At 59.2% G+C, this 7,617-nt stretch carries 8 protein-coding genes and 1 pseudogene; 1 reads left to right on the top strand and 8 read right to left on the bottom strand.

Annotated elements, in window-relative coordinates; all coding sequences use genetic code 11:
- From EOA60_RS11680 to EOA60_RS11645, 8 genes and pseudogenes are all read right to left on the bottom strand, one after another.
- Nucleotides 1-323, bottom strand: a pseudogene (locus EOA60_RS11680) (pilus assembly protein); the annotation flags it as partial.
- Nucleotides 320-922 (bottom strand): TadE/TadG family type IV pilus assembly protein, encoded by a 603-nt coding sequence (locus EOA60_RS11675; protein ID WP_245322565.1) that lies wholly within the window; start codon nucleotides 920-922, stop codon nucleotides 320-322. The pseudogene EOA60_RS11680 and the gene EOA60_RS11675, both read right to left, overlap by 4 nt.
- Before the next feature lie 41 nt (nucleotides 923-963).
- Nucleotides 964-1,497, bottom strand: coding sequence for a TadE/TadG family type IV pilus assembly protein (locus EOA60_RS11670; RefSeq protein WP_095826444.1), 534 nt, complete (start codon nucleotides 1,495-1,497; stop codon nucleotides 964-966).
- A gap of 5 nt (nucleotides 1,498-1,502) precedes the next feature.
- The gene (locus tag EOA60_RS11665; protein WP_095826443.1) at nucleotides 1,503-3,026 is read right to left on the bottom strand and encodes a pilus assembly protein TadG-related protein; all 1,524 of its coding nucleotides are present in this window, start codon (nucleotides 3,024-3,026) and stop codon (nucleotides 1,503-1,505) included.
- 59 nt (nucleotides 3,027-3,085) lie between these two features.
- Entirely contained in the window at nucleotides 3,086-3,379 is a 294-nt protein-coding gene (locus EOA60_RS11660; protein ID WP_095826442.1) for a hypothetical protein, read from the bottom strand.
- Nucleotides 3,366-4,748: a type II and III secretion system protein family protein gene (locus tag EOA60_RS11655; protein WP_245322564.1), complete on the bottom strand. Its 1,383-nt coding sequence runs from the start codon at nucleotides 4,746-4,748 to the stop codon at nucleotides 3,366-3,368. Before EOA60_RS11655 ends, EOA60_RS11660 begins: the two co-directional genes overlap by 14 nt.
- A gap of 113 nt (nucleotides 4,749-4,861) precedes the next feature.
- Entirely contained in the window at nucleotides 4,862-5,902 is a 1,041-nt protein-coding gene (gene cpaB / locus EOA60_RS11650) for a Flp pilus assembly protein CpaB (RefSeq protein ID WP_127215760.1), read from the bottom strand.
- A gap of 106 nt (nucleotides 5,903-6,008) precedes the next feature.
- Nucleotides 6,009-6,221 carry a Flp family type IVb pilin gene (locus EOA60_RS11645; protein WP_095826439.1) on the bottom strand — a complete coding sequence of 71 codons (213 nt, stop codon included), beginning with the start codon at nucleotides 6,219-6,221 and terminating at the stop codon, nucleotides 6,009-6,011.
- A gap of 496 nt (nucleotides 6,222-6,717) precedes the next feature.
- Here EOA60_RS11645 and EOA60_RS11640 point away from each other — a divergent pair.
- On the top strand, nucleotides 6,718-7,617 hold a 900-nt coding region (locus EOA60_RS11640; protein ID WP_164899264.1), incomplete at its 3' end, for an ATPase, T2SS/T4P/T4SS family.

Raw genomic sequence — 7,617 nt, 5'->3', positions numbered from 1 at the left:
TTCATGCGCACCAGCACCCGCGTCTGCTCGGACGTCAGCTCGCCCGAGACCGCTATCAGCGGCACCGAAGCCCAGGTCGAACGCGCCTCGACAAGGGCATTGTTGCCGAGCAGCTCGCCGTCGCCGAGATCGAGGATAATGATGCCGGGACGTGCATCGACCGGCGGCCCCTTGAGGAACTCGACCGCCTCCGAAACCTTGACGTCGTAGATCGCCAGCGCGTCGAGCCGCGTGGTTACATCGTGCCTGAAATTCGCATCGGACGAAAACAGCGCGACCTGCTTGCGTTTCGTCGGCAGCACTCTGGTGTCGATGGCGTTCATGGCGATGTACTCTTTAAATCTTCACCCGTTACTGTACTGAGCATGGAAGGCATGGTCATATCGCCGAACCCGAGCAGACCGCCCAGGAAAAAGAACTGGAAGTTGATGTTCTGCAGGCTGACGGTGATGGTCGGAACCGGGCCACCTTGCCGTGTCTGATAGCCTAGGCCAGTAGCTGCATAGGTCACGACGATGTTGTCGCGATTCAATCTAGGAAAGAACTGACACATACCGGGGCGTTGCCCTGGCTGCACGACAGGACAAGTATTGTCGTTGGTCTCGGCGGTGTCACCGCGAAAAATTCGACTGAAAGCGGCGGAATTGAATATCGCCGTATTGCCGTTGCACGAGCCCGTACTGCCAGAATATTTGCATTGGAATGAGTACGTTCCGGCGGTGATTGGCGCCCCCGGATTTGTAGCTGGATCGGCCGCCGCAAGTGTCATTGCGTTTACGGCGGGATCCGAGATCGACGCCAAACGTGCGCCTACCTGTACTGCCTTGGTCGCCGCGTTCCATTGATAGAAGGCATAGCCAAAATCGACGAAGCCGAGGGTGAGGGTAAGCAGCAAAGTTATGGCGATGGCCATTTCGACCATCGCCGCTCCCTCCTCCGATCTTGCGAACCGCTTGAGCATCATCAGAATCGGATCAACCGCTCCTGATGACTGGCCGTCAGCGTGATTGGGCCGATATTGAGCAGCGACAGCCAGCCGACGCCACTATAATTGATGGTGCCCGAGGCCGTGACGATGCAAACCTGGGACGTCGTCGATAGGTAAAGGACGGTGCCAGTGCCGGGATCCACAGTGTTTTTGCAGTCGGCCGGATCGGCGATTGTCACCGTGACATCCGATGTCGTCCAGCCTTTGATGCGCGCCGGCGGGGTCCCGGCCACATTGCCGAAGACGATGATGTTGGTGGCGACATTGGCGCAGTTGATCGCGGCGAGCCCGGCATCGGTATAAAGCTGGCTATTGCAGCGCGCGGCGAACCGCGCGCCATCGCTGAGCCCGGCTTCCATTAGAAGCTTCTGATGGATTAGATTGCCGAACTCGAACACGCCTGCCGACAGGATGAACATCAGTGGCGCGACGATCGCCATCTCGACCAGCACGGTGCCGCGCTCATCTCGGCGGAAACGACGGACCATGCGGGACAATGCCTGCGCCATGGCTGTCACCGATAGAGCTGCGCTTCGTCGCGCAGGAATTTATCAAGTGTCCCTTGGCCCTCACGACCGGTGACGTCTACAAGCTCGACCCTGATGGTTTGGTCCGAACCGCTTTCGACCGTCTCCGTGATAAAAAAGCTGGCGAAGGCCTCGACTGGTAGCGGCGGTGAGGAGTTGCCACCGCCCATCAAGCCGGCCGCTGCCAGGGCCTGACAATTCAGGATGGCGCCATAGAGGATGCGGCGGTCTGGATTGGAGACCGAGTTATTCGAACAGGCCGGTGTCCCGCGCTCACCGCCGTTCGATGGGTGGTTAACGATGCCCTGCGCGATTTCGTAGCGGTAGACGCTGTAGCGGGTCGGCTGGTTGGTGTTGCTCGCCGGGTTCACGCCATCGGCGCCGACGGGTTTCGAGACGCTGACAGGGTTGGTCGTCGTTGCAAAATTGGTGCTCCAGTACTGGTCAAAGTTCCAGTTGCCATCACCCACGCGGCCGTTCGCTATCGAGCAGCCGGTCGAAAAGCAGTTGTCGCGCGGGAAGGCATCATACTTGGTAGGGTCTGGCGGGCTGGCGAGATCAGCGTTGCAAGCATTCCCATTGCCCTTCGACGGCATCTGATAGCCTTTGCGCACGTTTTCGCCCGGCGCGTAGTCGGCATTGTTCTTATTGCCGTTCATCGACCCGTTGTAGACGTCGAAACGCACGTTCAAAGCGTCTCGGACCGTGGCGATGAAGCCCGGTCGCAGGAGGACGCCGCGCGAATTGTAACAGGCTGCCGACTTGGTCTTGGCGATCATGTCCCTGATCGCATTGGCGCCGCCGGTACCGTCCGGTGGTTGCAGGAACCCATAATTTCCAGGCGAGTTCTGCGCCGTATTGCCTCCCTGCTGGCGCAGCTCGATGAGACGGCGCCGCTTTGTTGGGTCAGCCGCCACGGAATAGATGGTGTCGCCCGAGCCCTCGTACGGGTTACAAATATAGACCGGCGTGAAATCGCAGACGCCACGGGTGAAGCCGGCAACCGAAACCGATCCCACGTTGAAGGAGTTGTCGCTGGTGTTGCCGCTGATGAACGAGATCGGGAACATCGACCAGAACCCGACCGGTGTGGCGGTGACCTCAATGTAGCGGGCCTCGAGCGCCCCGGCCACTTCGTCTGTGATGATGTTTGCGGACGTGATAGGAAGAATGTCTGAGGCTGGCAGCGACCGCAGGTAGCGTCTGGTCACACCGGCAGCCTGAAGAACCTGGTCGACGCCGGTTGGACCGGAGAATCTGTAGTGGTTGGTCACCAGATTTGCGAGCGCCCTATCGGCCCTGGTGATTGAATCGGCGCGGCCGTCGAGCTCGGCCGCGGCGGCGAGCGCCATGGCATCAGAGCCCTTCTGCAGATCATTGTGCAGGTTGTTCGCGCGGCTCATGTCTATAGCAAGGACCGAAAGACCAACAATAGCCGGCAGCATGATGGCGACAAGAATGAGCGCTATGCCCCCTTGGTCGTGCCAGAACGCGCGAATAACCCGCAGCATGGCCTTACCCTTTACCCCTATGTAGCAGGCTCCTCGAACGCCCGCTTCACCGCCTCATTTCACTCATTGCTCGCGCTCGACGTTCCAACCGTCATGTTCGTTGCCGGTGCCGCCGCAGCCGTCGGCGGAAGCTTATATTTCTGAACGACCGCGACGGACCGCGCCCCGTCGCCTTCGATCTTCGTGTTGTTGGAAGCTGGATTGTACGGATCAACCGTCTGCAGCAGCTGGTTGGCTTTCTGCGAATCGCCCGACGCTAACGTCATCGTGTCGTAGTTGTTCAGATAGTCCGCGGCGCAGCCTCCAAGCAGGCTGGAACCGAGCAGGACGAACAGGAGCTTATTTCTTGACATAGACCAGCTTGTCCTTCGATTTCACATCCAGCATGTGGCCATAGGGACCAGTGACGCCGTCGCCCAGCTCATACTTCCTGATCATGTCCTTGCTGACTTCGAGCTGGCCGAGCAGGAAAAGTTCCGGGTCGTTGGCCGGCCTTGTCTTGTCGAATGGCGTCGCCAGTTGTTCGCCGGGCTTGACCGGCCGCACCAGATGCGGCGTGACGATGACGACCAGCTCCGTCTCTTCCTTCTGCGTGCTCGAATTCTTGAACAGCGCCCCGATGATCGGCACCTGGCCGAGCCATGGCACCTGGTCTTGAAGCCTTGTGTTCTTGCTGGAGAGCAGCCCACCAACCGCGAAGCTCTGACCGTCGCGTAGGTTGACTGTGGTCGCCAGCTTGCGGTTGGTGAAGATCGGATCGCCGGCGGGCGTGAAGCCGGTCAGGTCGCTCACTTCCGGCGCAAGCTTCATATGGATCTTGCCGTCGTCGAGCACCACCGGCGTGAAGTTCAGATTGACGCCGAACTGCTTGAACTGGATCTCGATCTCGCCCTGGCTGTTGACGCTGCGGATTGGTACTTCGCCGCCGGCGTTGAAACTCGCGGTTTCGCCGGAGACCGTGGTGAGATTCGGTTCGGCCAGCAGTCGCACCAATCCCTTCGACTCGAGTGCTTCGATATACATGTCGACTTTGATGTTGCTGTCGATGACGCGCGTCAGCAGTGCTCCGAACGGAGTGGAGTTGGAAAGGAGGCCACTGAGCAGCGTCCCTGACCCAAGCACTGCACCGTCTTCATCGACCGCGGCAATGCCAGTGCCAACCTTTGACGTTCCGCTCCTGTTCGTGCTCTTGAATGACACGCCTAGGTCACGGCCGGCATTTCGCTTGGCCTCCAGGATGCGTACCGAAAGATTGACCTGCTCGCTGTCATCGATGGTGACGGCGTTGATGATCGAGTCCGGCCCATATTGCTGCGTGACCTCGACGATTTGCGCCAGGGTCGCGGCGTCCTTGACATGGCCGCTCAGCCGAACTTTGCCGTTGATGGAGCCGATTTCGATGCGCGCCTTCGGCGCCACCTGGCGGATGGCGGCCGCCATGTCGCTGACATCCTGGCCGACCTCGATCTGGATGGCGCCCAGCGAGCGCTTGTCCTCGGAAAACAGATTGACGGTGGTGGTGCCGAGGCTCTTGCCGATGATGTAGAGCGTCTTGTCTGTCATCGGCTGCGCATCGGCGATCTTTTCGTCGCCAACGACGATGTCGCCCAGTGTGGCGTTCACCTGGATCGTCGCCGATTGCGAGACGGGGATGAACACGCGGTGTAGCGACGGGCTCGACACGTCGATGAAGCGGTCGGCCGCATGAACCGCGAAACTCAACGGCAATGCACAGGACAATACCAAAGCAGCCGCCGTAAGTGGTCCCCAGAACGCACGCATCTACGCTACCCCCTCGCTGGCTGATTCGGACCCCTCACCCTAATATGCCAGCGTTACTTTTGTCGCGGCACATCGTATGTTTCGAGTTTTACACCTCGAAAGACACCGATTGTAGCGCGGGCCGGCGGTTCCGGCTGCACATATTTGACGACTTCCTTGACAACTTGTTGCACCTGTGGTTCGGGCGCAACAGCAGGCGTCGGCTTGACTTTGCTCAATTCGTCAATCTGGCTTCCGACCCGCTCCACCGCTTGGGCCAATCCATCGATCTTGTCGTTGGCGCGCTTACGCTCTTCGGCGGCGGCGGCTTCCGCGGCCTTCTGCCTGTCGAGTTCCGCCTGCCGTTTGGCAACGTCCTCCGGAGTATCGCCGACCAGGTCGGCGAGCGTTACTCGCTCTGTCGTTTCTCCCCGGCTGCCTGCTGCCTGCCTCAGGGCCAACGACAACTGACCCGCTCCGGCGGCTAAAGTCAGCTTCTGCGCGTCCTTGGTGTCGACTTCGACCGTCACTGCCTTGGCCACGGTCGGGCTGTCCTTGCTTTCGTCGGCGACCTGGTCGATTGCCAGCACCTTGACGCTCTGCAGGAGCACGTCGACAAAACTCTTTTCCCCGCCGCCTCCGTCGCGGACCGTGCGCGTCAATAGCACATCGACCCGGTCGCCCGGGAACACGAAGCCGGCGACGCCCAGCACGTCGTTGACGCGAATGGACACGGCCTTCATGCCCTCTCCCAGCACCGCCGACAGGGTGGCCCGCTGGCCTGGTCCGGTGATCTTGGCTGAGAGGATCGGTTCGTTGGCACTGATGGATTGTAGCGCCTGCCTGGCTCCATTGCCGGCCAAGGCATCCTTGATAGTCTTGAAAGACCCAGACGGGACTGCACCGGCGGGCCAAGGAATTTCGCGCAATTTGTCGGCGCTCAATGCATCGCCGAATTTCAGCGGCATCGCCGCGACTACGATGGTGCTCGCTTGCACGCCATTGGATTGCGCCATGGCGTTGCGCTGGTTGGCCAGCCAGATATTGGCGAGCACGACAGCCAAAACACCGAACACGCCGGCGAGAACAATCATTATAACTGTATTGGCGCGCATGAGCCCAACCCCAAGGCCTTATTTTGTTCGACCGCATCGCCCGACGCGGCCCGTCCTAGTTGTCAGGCCCGGATTGCCTTCACCGGGCCTGACAACCTCGCGTTGCTTAGCTGCCGACGCCAGCGCCGCAGGTGCCAATGCCGCTGGCATTCAAGGTGGTGCACAGGCCGGTAAAGCGGCCGTTCACCCACAAGCCAATGCCGACGATGATGAGAATCGCAGCGCCAGCAATGATGCCGACCAGAATAGAATATTCGACCATGGCAGCGCCGTTTTCGTCGTCGCGGAACTGCCGGGCCATCGTCATGAGCTTCTTCATGCCAATTTCTCCCTTTGGAGGTTTGAACCCGACGAGACAGAGCCAAGGAATGAACCCCATACCAAAGCATCCCCCGTCACGTTCAATCCTTGTCCCACAAAAAAGGCGAGTCAAACGGATTAACAGTCCCTTAACCTTTCAATACTGGATTTTTCACTCCTTCAGTTTTTACAAATGCTTGATTCGCTTCGATTTTCAACCCGTCTTAACCATTCATTCACAATTCGGCCACAACCGTGCCGTCCCGCGTACAACATTAGATATATAACATATCCCTTTATATTAAGGAGGTTAGAGGGCGCATTGCCACGGATATCGGCAAAGGTCCTAGGACCTTGGTCGGTAGGGAGAGGCAGTGCAAAATAAAACGGTTTCTCATAGCTCGATTTCTTAACTATGTAACAAGTAATACATCTAGTGTGGCCTTCAGGCCGCTTGTGCCCGTCGTGGTTAATGCTTAGTTTCAACGTCGGGGAAATCAGCAGGGTTCGGTGACATGTTGGGGCGCTTCATCAAAGGATCGAATGAGCAGCGGGCCCCGCAGCCGGCACCAGTCGTCCCTGCATTGAATGGACCGGTGAACGTGCTCGCGACAGAAGCCGATCAGAATGACGATTTCCTGACGCTCAAGGTCGAGCTGCATAGCCATCTCATTGACCGGTTCAACCTCGCAGTTCTCGAAACTGCGTCAAAGGACGAGATCCTCAATGAAATCCGGCCGATCGTGCGTGAATTCGTACGCGGCCGCAACGTGCCGTTGAATGCGCGAGAACTGGATCAACTAACCAGCGACACGGCGGACGAGATGCTGGGGCTGGGTCCGATCGAGCCCTTGCTCAAAGATGATTCGATCGCCGATATCCTCATCAACACCCACGCGCGAGTATTCGTCGAGCGCCGCGGCGTGCTCGAGGAGACCTCGATTCGCTTCCGCGACGAGGCGCATCTGCTGCGCGTCATCAACAAGATCGTTTCGAACATTGGCAGGCGAGTCGATGAATCCGCGCCGATGGTCGATGCTCGCCTGGACGACGGCTCGCGCGTCAACATCGCGGTCCGCCCGATCTCGGTCGACGGTCCGCTGGTGTCCATCCGCAAATTCTCCAAGCATCCCTATTCGCTGGAACGCTTGATGGCATTTAATTCGATCCGCCAACCAATGATCGACCTTCTGCGGATCGCCGTGCAGGCGCGCAAATCGCTCCTCGTTTCAGGCGGCACAGGCAGTGGCAAGACGACGCTGCTCAACGCGCTTTCGAGCTACATACCGGCCAAGGAACGCCTAGTTACGATCGAGGATGCGGCGGAACTGCAACTGCAACAGCCGCATGTCGGTCGGTTGGAAACCCGCCCCCCCAATGTCGAGGGCAGGGGGGAGGTTCGCCAGCGTGAGTTG

It is taken from the genome of Mesorhizobium sp. M1A.F.Ca.IN.020.06.1.1 (genome assembly GCF_004023265.1).
Taxonomy (GTDB): domain Bacteria; phylum Pseudomonadota; class Alphaproteobacteria; order Rhizobiales; family Rhizobiaceae; genus Mesorhizobium.
This window is presented reverse-complemented; position numbering and strand designations above follow the sequence as displayed.